At 59.7% G+C, this 13,324-nt stretch carries 12 protein-coding genes and 1 pseudogene; 7 read left to right on the top strand and 6 right to left on the bottom strand.

Annotation, left to right across the window (positions count from 1 at the left end; genetic code table 11):
* The first annotated feature begins 57 nt into the window (after positions 1-57).
* Positions 58-963 carry an amino acid ABC transporter permease gene (locus tag OE647_RS16690; RefSeq protein WP_263722897.1) on the top strand — a complete coding sequence of 302 codons (906 nt, stop codon included), beginning with the start codon at positions 58-60 and terminating at the stop codon, positions 961-963.
* Between the two features lie 12 nt (positions 964-975).
* Complete coding sequence (locus OE647_RS16685) at positions 976-1,728, top strand: amino acid ABC transporter ATP-binding protein (RefSeq protein WP_318527961.1); 753 nt, start codon at positions 976-978, stop codon at positions 1,726-1,728.
* Positions 1,729-1,836: 108 nt separating this feature from the next.
* Here OE647_RS16685 and OE647_RS16680 read toward each other — a convergent pair whose 3' ends face one another.
* From OE647_RS16680 to OE647_RS16670, 3 genes are all read right to left on the bottom strand, one after another.
* Positions 1,837-2,526 carry a carboxymuconolactone decarboxylase family protein gene (locus tag OE647_RS16680; RefSeq protein ID WP_263722895.1) on the bottom strand — a complete coding sequence of 230 codons (690 nt, stop codon included), beginning with the start codon at positions 2,524-2,526 and terminating at the stop codon, positions 1,837-1,839.
* A 25-nt stretch (positions 2,527-2,551) separates the two neighbouring features.
* Positions 2,552-3,592, bottom strand: coding sequence for an aromatic ring-hydroxylating dioxygenase subunit alpha (locus OE647_RS16675; protein ID WP_263722894.1), 1,041 nt, complete (start codon positions 3,590-3,592; stop codon positions 2,552-2,554).
* Between the two features lie 88 nt (positions 3,593-3,680).
* A complete protein-coding gene (locus OE647_RS16670) occupies positions 3,681-4,610 on the bottom strand; it encodes a LysR substrate-binding domain-containing protein (protein ID WP_263722892.1) in 930 nt (309 codons plus the stop codon).
* A 233-nt stretch (positions 4,611-4,843) separates the two neighbouring features.
* Between OE647_RS16670 and OE647_RS16665 the strand changes: the two genes are divergently transcribed.
* Positions 4,844-5,788, top strand: a complete 945-nt coding sequence (locus OE647_RS16665; protein ID WP_263722891.1) for a hypothetical protein — start codon at positions 4,844-4,846, stop codon at positions 5,786-5,788.
* A gap of 10 nt (positions 5,789-5,798) precedes the next feature.
* Here OE647_RS16665 and OE647_RS16660 read toward each other — a convergent pair.
* Together OE647_RS16660 and OE647_RS16655 are read right to left on the bottom strand one after the other, a co-directional pair.
* Positions 5,799-5,948: pseudogene (locus OE647_RS16660) on the bottom strand (IS481 family transposase); the annotation flags it as partial.
* Between the two features lie 270 nt (positions 5,949-6,218).
* Positions 6,219-6,797 (bottom strand): helix-turn-helix domain-containing protein, encoded by a 579-nt coding sequence (locus OE647_RS16655; protein WP_263722890.1) that lies wholly within the window; start codon positions 6,795-6,797, stop codon positions 6,219-6,221.
* A gap of 351 nt (positions 6,798-7,148) precedes the next feature.
* Between OE647_RS16655 and OE647_RS16650 the strand changes: the two genes are divergently transcribed.
* Genes OE647_RS16650 through OE647_RS16635 form a run of 4 tightly spaced genes read left to right on the top strand, consistent with a single transcriptional unit; the run spans position 7,149 to position 12,014 of the window.
* Positions 7,149-8,315 carry an FAD-dependent oxidoreductase gene (locus OE647_RS16650; protein WP_263722888.1) on the top strand — a complete coding sequence of 389 codons (1,167 nt, stop codon included), beginning with the start codon at positions 7,149-7,151 and terminating at the stop codon, positions 8,313-8,315.
* A gap of 13 nt (positions 8,316-8,328) precedes the next feature.
* Positions 8,329-8,583, top strand: coding sequence for a sarcosine oxidase subunit delta (locus OE647_RS16645; RefSeq protein WP_263722886.1), 255 nt, complete (start codon positions 8,329-8,331; stop codon positions 8,581-8,583).
* Positions 8,573-11,512, top strand: coding sequence for a sarcosine oxidase subunit alpha family protein (locus tag OE647_RS16640; protein ID WP_263722885.1), 2,940 nt, complete (start codon positions 8,573-8,575; stop codon positions 11,510-11,512). The genes OE647_RS16645 and OE647_RS16640 overlap by 11 nt, the downstream gene beginning before the upstream one ends.
* A 13-nt stretch (positions 11,513-11,525) precedes the next feature.
* Positions 11,526-12,014 (top strand): aminomethyltransferase family protein, encoded by a 489-nt coding sequence (locus OE647_RS16635; RefSeq protein WP_263722883.1) that lies wholly within the window; start codon positions 11,526-11,528, stop codon positions 12,012-12,014.
* A 498-nt stretch (positions 12,015-12,512) separates the two neighbouring features.
* Here OE647_RS16635 and OE647_RS16630 read toward each other — a convergent pair whose 3' ends face one another.
* Positions 12,513-13,271 carry a DeoR/GlpR family DNA-binding transcription regulator gene (locus OE647_RS16630; protein WP_263722882.1) on the bottom strand — a complete coding sequence of 253 codons (759 nt, stop codon included), beginning with the start codon at positions 13,269-13,271 and terminating at the stop codon, positions 12,513-12,515.
* Positions 13,272-13,324: the final 53 nt, after the last annotated feature.

Genomic DNA, 13,324 nt, shown 5'->3' with positions numbered 1-13,324 from the left:
CAACGAGAGGCGCGGGGATCGGCCAGCGCCTCTTTTTTGCCCCAAGGAATAAACTGAATGGATCGCACCTCTTCGCCTCCGGCGCCGCCGAAAAAGCGATTGAGCCTGGTCGATTTCGCTCTTTTTGCAGGCGTAGCAGCGTTGCTTCTTTACGCCGGCTATCGTGTAAACGACGTTCTGGTCTATAATTGGAGTTGGTCGCGAGTTATCAATTTCATCATTCGCTATGATGAGACATCCGGCGCATATGTCGCTAACCTGCTGCTTTTCGGGCTGGCCACGACATTGCGTCTGGCGGTCTGGGCCACCATCCTTGCAAGCATCATTGGCGTCGTCATGGGATACTGGCGCACAAGCGAGAATCTGACCCTGCGCATTCTCAGCCGCGGTTATGTCGAGTTGATCCGGAACCTCCCGCCACTGGTCTTCATCTTCATCTTCTACTTCTTTATCTCAAGCCAGATTTTTCCCCTACTTGGCATTGAGGATATCGATAGAAGCGCAGTGCTCGTCGACAATCCCATGTTTCGCGTCCTGTTCGGAGACCCTCAGCTTTTCCCGAACTTTCTGGCCGGGGTCCTGTGCCTGGCGATGTTCGAAGGCGCTTATATCACTGAAATCGTTCGCGCGGGAATACAGTCGGTCCCACATGGCCAGTGGGAGGCCGCGCGTGCAATCGGACTGTCGCGCACGAATGTACTGCGCGATGTAGTCCTGCCCCAAGCGTTGCGGAAGATCCTTCCGCCGTTGGCGGGACAGTTCATCACGCTAATCAAGGATTCGGCGATCGTCTCGCTGATTTCGATCCAGGAACTGACCTATCTGGCGACCGAGGTTGCGTCGACGACCACAAAGGTCTTCGAGACATGGATTCTGGTCGGCGCTATGTACTTCATCCTGTGCTACAGCTTTGCGCTGCTGTTCGGCTGGCTGGAACGCCGCGCCTCCCGAAATCGCCGATAGGAGATCGTAACCATGCTCGATGCGACTGCAAAACCGCTGGTCGAAATCAAACACATGTGCAAGTGGTACGGCGAATTCAGTGCGCTGCATGACATAAACCTGACGGTCGCCGAGGGAGAGAGAGTGGTGGTCTGCGGCCCCTCCGGGTCAGGAAAATCCACGATGATCCGCTGCATCAACCAGCTTGAGGCCCATCAGAAGGGCACGATCCTGGTTGACGGGGTGGAGGTGAAGCCCGGAATGAAGAACATCGAGCTGATCCGGCGCGAAGTCGGCATGGTATTCCAAAGCTTCAATCTCTTTCCGCACATGACCATTCTTGACAATCTCATCTTGGGCCCGATGCGCAATCGTGGCGCATCGAAGGCCGAGGCTACCGAACTCGCCATGGGCTACCTGGAGCGAGTTCATATTGCCGGGCAGGCGGGCAAATACCCGCCGCAACTGTCTGGTGGCCAACAGCAACGTGTGGCGATCGCGCGGGCGCTCTGCATGAAGCCCAAGATCATGCTGTTTGACGAGCCTACTTCGGCGCTGGACCCGGAGATGATCGCGGGCGTGCTCGATGTGATGATCGAGTTGGCTGAGGAAGGAATGACGATGATCTGCGTGACACACGAGATGGGATTTGCCCGAAAGGTCGCCGATCGCGTCGTGTTCATGGATGAGGGCGAGATCATCGAGATCGCCGAACCGCAGGAGTTCTTCAGCAATCCGCAGAGCGATAGGGCGCAACTGTTCTTGAGCCAACTGCTCGGGCACTGACACGATCGGCCCAGATCACGGAAAACGGTTTTAGCGCGCTGCAGCCGGGACCGCCCGGCAACCCGGATTGAGGCTCAAGAGGGCAGGGGTGGCCCGCGGCGCGTGAGTTCAATCGTCTTTCGAATAGTAGCCAATGACATCGCCGTCGGTTGTCACGCCGAGTCCGTTCAGCAGCCGGTTCACATAGTTGAAGTATCCGATGATCTGGTTGGCCTCCAGGATCTGCCCGTCGTCCAGCCCTTCGCGCCGGAGATCCTCGACATCGGTTTTTGCCATCTTGCCTGGCGTCAGGGTCAGTTTTTCGGCATAGCGCATCAAGGCCAGCTCTCGCCCAGCAAGGGCCGTATCCGGCTTGCGTGCATGCAGCGCCTTTTCGATCTGGTGCGCCCGTACATCATCACCGATCAGATGGCGTGCATTGGCCCAATGGTTGGCGAGAGAGTAAGGACAATCGTTCAGTATCGATACATAGGAGCTGAGGGTTTCCTGAAGCCAAGTCGGCAAGCTGTTGGCCTCGTCATGCAGGGCGGCGCGGTAAAGGAAGACATGGCCTTTCATCGTGTTGGGGCGTAGTGAATGCACACGCATGACGTTATCCACCGTACCGTGCGGCGTCCGGGCGAGGTCGAGAACGTCGCGCAGCGCCGGATCCGCATCTTCGTCCGAGATCATTCTTATCCAGGCGGACATAGTCTTCCCTTCTTTGTTGTCGATGCCGAACGGAGCACCAATCGGCTGTTGTCCTTCGAAGCGTCGGCCGTCTATCCGCGTCGGCAGGCCCTGCGATGCGAGAGCCACAGGCTCAGGTCCGTCGTTTGCCAGACTATCGCGCTGCCGTAACGGCGGAGGCGTCCTCATCAATCAGTCGCTGCAGTTGCAATCGAAACAGCTTTGCGCCGGAGTCGAGCCCGAGATCGATATTGGGGGTCTTCTTGTGCTTCATGCCCTTGTGAACCGCGACCAGAACCGCCCGGTCCTCTTCGAAAGCCATGCGGGCGCCAGCATTCATCTTTTCGGAAATCGCTTGGTCTTGTGGGTCGGAATTGCGGTGCTGGAACCAGAAATAGCGGCTGCGATCCTCGTCGATCGGGGTCATGAAATTGTAGGAGATATTGATGAAGGTTTTTTCGACGGGCGCCATGTCCGGCCCGCCGGTGCCCACCGGCGTGTAGACCGACTTGTTCAGTCCTATGGCGGGATAACACATTTCGTAGTGTTGGAGCCGGTCGCAGTTTCCCTCGAACCGGACCAGACCGGCGTAATAGGGCGACGGCGGCCGGTCGTAGATCCAGCGCGACACGATCACCCCGCGTTCGGTCCGCGCAACATGGAGCGGCTGGTCCTCTGTGCCGGCACCGGCGAAGGAGGTAAGATGGACCCATGCCACATGGCTTGGATCAAGCAGGTTGTCGACGATCCACAGGTAATTGCACTCTATGTCAATAACCCCGCCGTCGGTATATCCCCATTCCGGACTGTCGAAATTCTCGATCGGGAAAATCTTGTCCGGGTCGGCTAGCGAAGGATCGCCCATCCAGATCCACAGGAATCGGTACCGGTCAACGACCGGATAGGACCTAACCACCGCCCGGCTCGGGATCCTGTCGGGCTGCGTCGGTGCCGCAACGCAGGCGCCGCTGCAATCGAAGGTCAGACCGTGATAGCCACATACCACGGTATCATCCTTCAGACTGCCCTTTGACAGCGGCAGCTTGCGGTGCGGGCAGGCATCTTCCAGCGCCACCGGTGAGCCGTCCCTCTTGCGGTAGATGACGATCTCTTCGCCAAGAAAAGTTTCGGCTTTCAGATCATGGTCGAAGTCCTTGCTCCAACCTGCGACGTACCAAGCGTTCTTTAGATACATGCCTTTGTTGCCTTGTTCTGGAGCCATATTCGGCCAGTCTAGGGCAGGGCGAGCCGCTCCCCCAATAGCTCTGTCATAATGTATGGCATTAGGTTTTCTTAAGGTGCCGCTCCTGACTATTGCCGGCCTCATGAAACAGCCATTCGTGGAACCGCAGGATACGATCGGATTTCATCGCCGCCTTGGGGCAAACGAACCAATAGGCGAACTGGGACACGGCAATGCCTTCGAGTGGACGTATGAGTTGGCCAGTCGCCAGCGCATCCGTTACGAGCGGTTCCCGGCCGAGCGCAACTCCCAGACCCTGAATCGCGGCCTGTACGACCATGTTGGCTTGTCCGAACCTTCGGGTGCGCGCGGGTTGTGGCAAAATCTGCCGTGTCTGCTCCGCCCAGAACGCCCAGGTCGGTGGGTTGCCGCCAATATCGGCCAGCTCGTCCAGCAGGAAAGTATGGTGGGCAAGGTCAGCGACCTTATTCAGCGCGGGCCCCCCGCTTAGCAGCGCCGGTGAGCAGACCGGGAAAACCCGCTCATTCAGAAGCCGTTCCGTGTGCAATCCGGGATGGTCGCCCATGCCGTAGAGGATTGCCACATCGACCTGTCCTGCGGCAAATCCGACCGGTGAGGGATCGGTTAATATTGACACTGGCGTGTCGGGGTGAAGCTGATCGAATTTGATCAGGCGCGGAAACAGCCAGTTAACAGCAAAGCCCGGCGCACAGGATACGGTGATCGTGGGGTCCGCGCGCCCGCTGTGGCGCAGCTTATCGCACAGCTCTCCTATTTGCCCGATACCGGCGTCGATCGCATTTGCCAGCATCTGGCCTTCCTTTGTCGCGACCGTTGTTCTCGGTCCACGAACCAGCAGGCGGCACCCAATCCAATCCTCAACCATTTTAACATGTTGGCTGACCGAACTTTGTGTCACGCCCAGTTCTTCGGCAGCGCGGCCGAAGCCGCGCAGGCGTACGACCGCTTCAAAAGCGCGCAGAGCGACGAAGGGAAGGTTCGGCAACATATTAGATATGTTAATGTATCGGATAATGAGACTCAAATTGAAATCTCTCGGCGGCTGCCGCTATTGAGGCGCATCAGTCAGATCTCAGGTATGCTATGCCAGCTCAGGAGCTTTCCGTTGAAAGAGGTGCGGCGAACCTTTTGGTCAACTGCGCTGGCACAAGGCGAAACGACCGGCTGCTCATAATTTGTGAGGAACCCGGACTGGGATATTATGATGAAGATATCGCAAGAGTGATCGCCGAGGCCGGGCGCCGGATCGGAGCGAGCGTGACCCTCAAGGAAGTGGCATTCGAACCGCAAGCCACGGAGGTTCCCGCCGAAGTTCGAACAGCGATGGCTCTAGCTGATCGAACTGTCTTTCTTGCCCGCATCGGTGACCAGCTTCGCTTCTCTGATATGAAGTCGAACGGTCAGGCGGTCGTATCCTATGCGCTCGATGTCGGCATGCTCGGATCGGCCTATGGCACGGCTGATTTTCGCGCATTCGATCTGCTAAAATCTGCCCTCAACCGGATGCTCGGCGGGGCCAGGGCCATCCATGTAACCTGCCCCGCCGGAACGGATTTTCGAGGCGGTGGGCCGCGTTCGGTCGCGCCGTTGCAGGATGTCAGCATCTACCGATTTCCGATGCCGGTCTTTACACCGATCCCCGCAGCGGGTTTTACCGGTACCGTCGCGCTGCCCGGCTTCCTCGTCGGAACCGGATCGATGTATTATGATCCTTATGCGCGCGAATACGACGGCGCGCTTTTCGCGACGTTCACGGAAGGCCGTATCGTCGGATTTTCTGGCGACAAAGCGGCCGTCGATGCAGCCGAAGCGCACTACCGGTTCGTGGCGGACAAGTTTGGTGTCGACAGGGATTTCGTTCATTCATGGCATGCCGGGATCCATCCGGGATGTGAGTTCTCCGGCAAGGCGTCGGACAATTATGAGCGTTGGAGCGGCGCGGCTTTCGGCAATCCGAGGCTCTTGCATTTCCACACCTGCGGCGCTTACGCGCCCGGAGAGATTTCCTGGAATATCGTTGACCCGACGATCATCGTCGACGGCATCGAAGTCTGGAAGGACGGTGTTCTGCACCCCGAATTGGTGCCCGGCGGGCCGGAAATTCTGGATCGCTATCCATGCGCCAAGGCGATATTCGCCGCTCCGAAGCGTAACATCGGATTCTAGGGGGCCAGTTGTGCAGTCCCGGCATCTGGCGGGTGGGATCCACGATGAAACGATCGGGCTCTGAAGTCCAGGCTTCGCGGTTGTATTGGAAAGGCGTGAGCCCGCTCAGGGTCTTGAGGCTGCGAGCGAAGTTCCAGGCGGCCATGAGACCGGCGAGATGGGTGGGGAACGGCCTTGAGCAGACGCTCCAGGACTTCCCGTGCCGTCCGTCTCTCAGACTATTCGACAAGCCGGGTCACAGCGAACTTGCTGGTGCGGTTGAAGATTGTGATCGCTGTATCGTTGCTCTGAAGGTGTAGGTAGCCGTGGCGCCGCCGTGACGTATCTCTCCCATAGAGTTTCGTTGCCCACGGTGGTTCACAGGCCGGGACCTGAACCGTCAAAAGCCTGCGCATCGGTGCGATTTTTCCTTAGAGGCTTTGGAGCTTGATCAGTCCGGTCTTGCCGACACGGTGATGAACTCGATCGCATCGCTGGCAATCTCGCCGAACCCGTGCGGCAGTTTGGCATCAAAGCTGAGCGTGTCGCCCGACTGCATCGTGAAGCTTTCTGTGCCGCAAGTATAGGTGGCCTCGCCGGAGATCATGTAGATGAAGACGTGTCCCTCATGTTGATAACGGGGCAGCGTACCAGCGCCAGCGCGGCGGATGCGGATACGGGCAGATTGAAATCTGCCGCCGGGGCCGAAGTGCTTGCCAAGCAGTAGATAGTCATGCGCGTGCCCCGGTGTGACCCGCCGGGCCGGCAGGCCGCCGCCGGAACGCACATGATGGATATCGGCCGAATTCTCGCTGTTCGAGAACAGGGCCATGATGGAGACAGACAAGGCTTCCGACAGGGAGTGAAGCGTGGAGAGCGATGGCGAGACATTCCCGTTCTCGATCCGGGAAATCATCGCCGTCGAAAGGTTTGCCCGCGCCGCCAGATCGCTCACGGTCATGCCGCGTTCCTGGCGGAGCCGATGTAGCGCGCGCCCGACCTCTGCCTCGACCTCCGAACTTCCGGCCATTCGCTCCTCTCTATTCTCCCATGAGCTTCGGTTTCTCAATGTGTCCCGTCTAATAACGGCCTGGGCGACTTACCATAGGTCGGACAGATTCCAGCGGGATTCAAGTTACGCTCATTTCCTGCCGACCGGTTCTGATGCGGTGCCAAATGGCCACGGAGGAGGGCGTTTGCCATCTGCAGCGCGAGTTTTGCGTTGCTGGCAAGAACCGATCCGTCGGCCAACATTTCCCTTGACCGATTATAACTGATGATGAGAAATGTTACTATCATGCAGAATTACTCAATCCTCTCCCTCGCCCGGAACGCAGTCTGCAGCCATAGAAACTGGCGACAGGCTTGGCGCAGCCCGCCGTTGAAGGATCGCTACGATGTCATCGTGATCGGGGCAGGGGGGCATGGATTGGCCACGGCCTATTATCTGGCCAAGGAGTTTGGCATCACCGGCGTCGCGGTGGTCGAGCGCGGCTGGCTGGGTGGCGGCAACATCGCCCGCAACACCGTCACCATAAGATCAAACTATATGCGCGACGAATCGATCCCATTCTATGTGAAGTCGGTCGCCATGTTCGAAGGTCTGACCCGCGAACTCAATTTCAACATGATGCACTCCAAGCGCACGATGGTTGACGTGGTCCAGACCTATCCAAAGATGCGCGAGCTGCGCCGCCGCCAGCTGACGATGGACATCTATGGCGCAACATACGAGCAAATCTCGACGGCAGAACTGCGCCGCCGCATTCCCGCGCTGACGGGTGGCGGGGCGGATGCGCGTTTGCCGATTATCGGCGGTATGGTTCACACAGACGCGGCCGTGAACCGCCACGATGCGGTGGCATGGGGCTATGCGCGTGCCGCGGATGCGCGGGGCGTGGAAATACATCAGCAGACTGCCGTTAAAGCCCTGATCCGAGACGGGCAGGGCGCCATCGAAGGTGTAGAGACCAACCGAGGGACGATCCGAGCGCGAAAGGTGGTGGTGGCTGTATCCGGTCACACCACCTCAGTGACCGAGACCGCCGGACTACGCCTGCCGCTCCGAACGATGAACCTGACCGCTTTCGTGTCGGAGCCGGTGAAGCCGCTCGTCGATGTGATCGTGAACTGCCCGGACAGCGGGTTCTATTTCAGCCAGTCGGACAAAGGCGAGATGGTTATCGGCGGCGCGCCCGACATGGGGCAGAGCTTTCGTCGGGACATCAAGCAACACGTCTTCGAAGATACCGTCTCGGCGATGCTGTCACTGTTTCCGGCGTTCAAGAAACTCAAGCTGATGCGGCAATGGGGCGGGCATCTCGATATCGCGCATGATGCATCCCCGATCATGTCGAAGACCGATGTCGAAGGGCTCTTCGTCACAGCGGGCTGGTGGGGGGGCTACAAGGCGATCCCTGCAGGCGGGCTGACGCTTGCGCATCTGGTGGCTAAGGGCGCGCCGCATCCACTAATGGCGCCCTTCACACTCGATCGTTTCCGGCATCTGGATTTCATCATGGAATCTGGCACTACAACGGCCCGTTAGAAAGAACAGGCGCATGCTTATCATCACCTGCCCCTTTTGCGGCGAACGCAATGAAAGCGAGTTTAGCTTTGGTGGCCCTGCCGGAGCCGACAGGCCTGACCCGACCAAGGTCAGCGATGCCGAATGGGTGGACTATCTGACCGTCGTGCCAAACCCTCTTGGCCCAGTCCAGGAGCGCTGGTGTCACACGCGTGGTTGCGGTGAATGGCTGACAATCTGGCGTGATACGCGCACGCATGACATCGTTGGAGGCCCCGATGGCGCATGACTACCGGCGGCCCACAGGTGGACGCATCGATCGTAATCGTAAGTTGCGTTTTCACTTCAACGGCAAGCCCTACGACGGCTTTGAAGGCGATACCCTTGCCTCGGCCCTGATCGCGAACGGCGTATCTGTGACCGCGCGCAGCTTCAAATACCACCGCCCGCGGGGGATCGTGGGAAGCGGGGTCGAGGAGCCGGCTTCTCTGGTTGAGCTGGAGGGCGCGGATGCTTCGGCCAACAATCAGATTACCACGGTCGCGATCAGAAGCGGCCTCCGGGCCAAGTCGGTCAATTGCTGGCCCTCAGCCGAGTTTGACCTTGGCGCGATCAACCAGTTGTTTGCGCGCCTGATCCCTGCGGGGTTCTATTACAAGACCTTCAAATGGCCGAGCTGGCATCTTTTCGAACCGATCATACGCCGCGCGGCGGGACTGGCCGCCGCTCCGTCGGATCCGCCTGCCCATGGGCATTTCGAAGCCCGCCATGCCCATGCGGATGTTCTAATCGCCGGGGCAGGACCTTCGGGTCTTATGGCTGCGCTGGTTGCTGGGCGCGCCGGCGCACGGGTGTTTTTGGCCGACGAAGCGACTGAAGCGGGCGGGAGCTTGCTGAGCCGTACGCTCCAGATCGATGGCCGACCGGCCATGGATTGGGTCGCGGATGCTGTGGCGGAATTGGCGATGATGGATAACGTCACCCATTTGCAGAATGCAACCGTCTGGGCCTATCGCGAGCACAATCTGGTGGTCGTGAATGAACGCAAACCAGATCATGGTGCGCTTCTAGAACGCAGTTGGCGTGTGCGCGCGCGGAAGGTAATCTGCGCGACTGGAGCCATCGAACGCGCAATGGTGTTCGCAAACAATGACCGACCGGGTGTGATGCTCGTCTCGGCCGTTCAGACGTATGTAAATCGCTATGCTGCGATTCCGGGCAATCGCGCGGTAGTATTCACCAACAACGACAGCGCTTATGCGGCGGCCGCGGACATGGCCGCAGCCGGGATTAGCATTGCTGCCATCGTCGACTGCCGCGATTCAGTGTCCGCTAGGAATTTGGAGCAGGTTGCTGGTATCGAGGTTCTGGCTGGCCATGTTGTAACTGCGGCCAAGGGACGCAAACGCATCCGCGCGGTCACTGTGTCGCGCCGGGATGGCGGGACCGCGCGGGAGATCCGCTGCGATCTTCTGGCGCATTCCGGCGGCTGGAACCCGGCGGTGCATCTGTTTTCGCAATCTCGGGGAACCCTGCGGTATGATCCGACGATTGCGTGTTTCGTCCCGGATGTCCCGGCGCAGCCAACCCTCAGCGTCGGTGCCGCGACCGGCCGAATGACGTTGGCTGACGCGCTCAGAACTGGGGCCGAGGCCGGATCAGAGGCGGCTTCGGCCTGCGGATTCGACTCCGGGCCGTGCGATGTCCCCGAATCCGACGATATAGCTTACACGATCGAGCCACTGTGGCGGGTGGACACGCCCGGTCCCAGCGGCAAGGCATTTCTGGACATCCAGAACGATGTTTCGGTCGATGATGTGCTTCTCGCGCTGCGCGAAGGCTACAGCAATGTCGAACATGTCAAGCGCTACACAACGGGCGGCATGGGTATCGACCAAGGCAAGACCGGCAACATCAACATAATCGGTACGATCGCCCAGCATCACGGTGTCAACTTGCGCGATGTCGGCACGACGACTTTCCGCTCGCCCTATACGCCAGTGTCGTTCGGCGCGATTGCCGGCCTGCGTGAGGAATCGGTCCTGTTCCCTTATCGCCACACGCCAATCACCGCCTGGAACCAAGCAAACGGTGCGGTCATGTACGAAGCCGGCGCGCGCTGGCGGCGCCCCGGTTACTTCCCACGCGAGGGCGAAAGCTTTCAGGACACGGTGAACCGGGAATGCCGGGCGGTGCGCGAACGGGTTGGTGTCTATGATGGCTCGCCGCTTGGTACGTTTGAGCTTAAGGGGCGCGATGTCGCCCGGTTTCTTGACTTCATCTACACCAACGTCATGTCCAACTTGAAACCTGGGAACGGTCGCTATGGTCTGATGCTGTCCGATGACGGGCTGATACTGGATGATGGGGTGGCCTTTCGCATCGATGAACACCGGTGGGTGGTGTCAACTTCGACGGGGCATGCCGATGCGATACACCAGCATATGGAGAAAATCCTCCAGACACTGCGACCCGACTGGCAGGTGTATGTCACTACGGTCACAAGCCAGTGGAACAATGCAACCGTCTGCGGTCCGAAGGCCCGAGAGGTCATGACGGCACTCGGTACCAGTATCGATCTGTCGCCGGAGTCGTTCCCATTTATGTCATTCCGCGACGGCACTGTCGCAGGGCTGCCCGCACGAGTGATGCGGGTCAGTTTTACCGGCGAACTGTCCTACGAGGTCAATGTCGCCCCACGCCACATGCGCATGCTGTGGGACAGGGTGATGAAGGCAGGCGCGTCTTTCGATATCGAACCGGTCGGTTCCGAGGCGAGCCATGTGCTGCGTGTAGAGAAAGGTTTTCTGTCGCTCGGGCATGAGGTGGATGGGACCGTTGACCCCTATGACCTCGGAATGAGTTGGGTCATGTCGAAGACGAAGGCGGATTTTCTTGGCAAGCGCTCGGTCGATCTTCGCCGCCAAGGGTCACGCAGACGGCGCGAACTGGTAGGGCTGCTACCGTTAGATCCCAACCGCGCGATCCCAGAGGGTGCGCCACTCACCCCCGGTGGGCGCAAGGAGGCAACCGAAGGTGTGACGACGGCCTGCGTCTGGAGTGTCGTGCAAAATCGGTGGGTGGGTCTGGGTCTGATCGAAAATGGCCGAACAAGACATGGGGAAACCGCGTATGCCCGGCTGAAGGACGGCGCAATCCCCGCGATAATCACGGCCCCGGTGTTTCATGACCTGGAAGGCGAGCGGCTGAGATCATGAGATGAGATATGATGTGAAAATACATCGCCAAGAAATCTCGGCGCTTTTCGATCTGAAGGGTGACCCCGACGCTCTCAGGCAATGGGCCGGCCGGATTCTGCCGGCCTTTCCAGATGCACCCAACCGGAAGTCGGTTTCAGACCGCGACAGCCTCTATCACATTGGCCGCAACCACTGGATCCTGCGGGCGGAGATCGAGCGTGAGGAACCGCTGTCGGCGGCGCTGAAACCGGACGCAGCACCGGCTGACATTAGTATCGTCCGGATATCGGATACGCTGACATTCTTTGACGTCACCGGTCCAGATGCGGCGCAGATCATGGCAATTGCCTGCCCGCTTGACCTGCATCCGGCGACCTTCGGCGATACGGCGGTGACGTTCACCGAGGTTTTCGGCCTCAAGGCGCTTCTATGTCGAGTGGCAGATGGGTTCGAATTCGCCGTCGAACAGAGTTTTGGCAACATGGTTTCCGACTACCTTGCGCGCGCCACGGCAGACTGAAAAGGAAGGAGACAGGCTCATGAGGCGTACACATATTTGGAGATATCCTGCCCGCTATCATGCGCCGCCGACTTATTCCAAGTGACGTCGCCCCCGGCTTTTATCCAGCGTGAGCGAGACTCCGGGTTTGAGTTTTGCCTGTTCGGGCGGGTTGTTCAACGGGGCTGGCGCGGCGCTTTACGGGTTGCGGAGCGTCAGCCCCCGTCGCGGTATGAAGGTCTGGGCGAAGGCGGCGGGGGTCTGCCAGCCGAGGCGGGAATGTGGGCGTTCGGTGTCGGCTCTGCGGGCGCGATGTGACCCGCGTCCCGGCTTCCCTCCAGCCTTTGGGAGAATCCGTCGGTTGGTTGAAGCGAGACCCATCCTTGGATCGCCCGGGGCTGGAGTTTCCCGGCTTCATCGGGGCAGCTGGCCGGATTCGCTGCCGGGATTTGCCAGCTCATGCGAATGCGCAGGTAATCGTGGTGCAAGGCAGGTCCCCCTCGACCTGACAGCTCCCCCTCAGCTCCAGATCACAGTGCCGCCGCGTTGCCGGATGGCGCTGGCAAGCCGAGGCGGCGGCGGCGCGTCGGTGATCAATGTGACGTTGCGGTTCCATTCGACGATCTGCTGAAGCGAGCGGTTCCCGAGCTTCGAGCTGTCGGCGACGATCAGTGTCTCATCAGCATGGTTGATCATCGCCGAGTAGACCTGCGCGGCGTGAAGCAGTGCCTCGCTCACGCCGTCTTCGTCGATCGCGGACGCGCCCACCACGGCGATCGGCGTGCGGAACTGTCCGATGCATTTCAGCGTTTCCGCACCGTGGACCAACCCCTCCTTCGGCTCGACGATGCCGGGCAGCGACATCACCTGGATCAAAGGGTTCATGGACAGTTCGGTTGCTATGCTGAAGGCGGCCGTCAGGACCGTCAGCGGACGGTCGATTGCGCGCAGGGCCCGCGCGAAATGCAGCGTGGTCGCCCCCCCCCCGATGAACAGGCTGTGGGTGTCCCCGATCCGCGACAGCGCCAGTTGCGCAATCTTTTCACGCGCCTCGATGTGCAGCTTCGAGCGTTCGGACAGCGCGGGCTCGAACGCCTTCGTGCGCACCGCCCCGCCATAGGTCCGCTTGATCCGCCCGGTCTCGTCAAGTTCCGCCAGATCGCGGCGGATCGTCTCCGCCGAGACGCCGAGCTGTTCGCAAAGCGCGCTGACACGGATCGAGGGGTCGATCTCGAGCGCGCTCAGGATGTGGTCGTGGCGGATCGACTTCTTCGACATGTCGGGTCCTGTGCCGGATTCTCTCTGACCCTACCTTATGAGGCTACGGGCAG

Origin of the sequence: Albidovulum sediminicola (assembly GCF_025751575.1) — a bacterium.
In the GTDB taxonomy this organism is placed as follows: Bacteria; Pseudomonadota; Alphaproteobacteria; order Rhodobacterales; family Rhodobacteraceae; genus Albidovulum; species Albidovulum sediminicola.
Note: the sequence above shows the minus strand (reverse complement) of the source record. Positions and strands in the feature narration are given on the sequence as shown.

Coding starts and splice junctions, on each gene's coding strand:
- OE647_RS16690 (WP_263722897.1), top strand. CDS start 58: ATGGATCGCACCTCTTCGCCTCCGGCGCCGCCGAAAAAGCGATTGAGC.
- OE647_RS16685 (WP_318527961.1), top strand. CDS start 976: ATGCTCGATGCGACTGCAAAACCGCTGGTCGAAATCAAACACATGTGC.
- OE647_RS16675 (WP_263722894.1), bottom strand. CDS start 3,592: ATGTATCTAAAGAACGCTTGGTACGTCGCAGGTTGGAGCAAGGACTTC.
- OE647_RS16670 (WP_263722892.1), bottom strand. CDS start 4,610: ATGTTGCCGAACCTTCCCTTCGTCGCTCTGCGCGCTTTTGAAGCGGTC.
- OE647_RS16655 (WP_263722890.1), bottom strand. CDS start 6,797: ATGGCCGGAAGTTCGGAGGTCGAGGCAGAGGTCGGGCGCGCGCTACAT.
- OE647_RS16645 (WP_263722886.1), top strand. CDS start 8,329: ATGCTTATCATCACCTGCCCCTTTTGCGGCGAACGCAATGAAAGCGAG.
- OE647_RS16640 (WP_263722885.1), top strand. CDS start 8,573: ATGGCGCATGACTACCGGCGGCCCACAGGTGGACGCATCGATCGTAAT.
- OE647_RS16630 (WP_263722882.1), bottom strand. CDS start 13,271: ATGTCGAAGAAGTCGATCCGCCACGACCACATCCTGAGCGCGCTCGAG.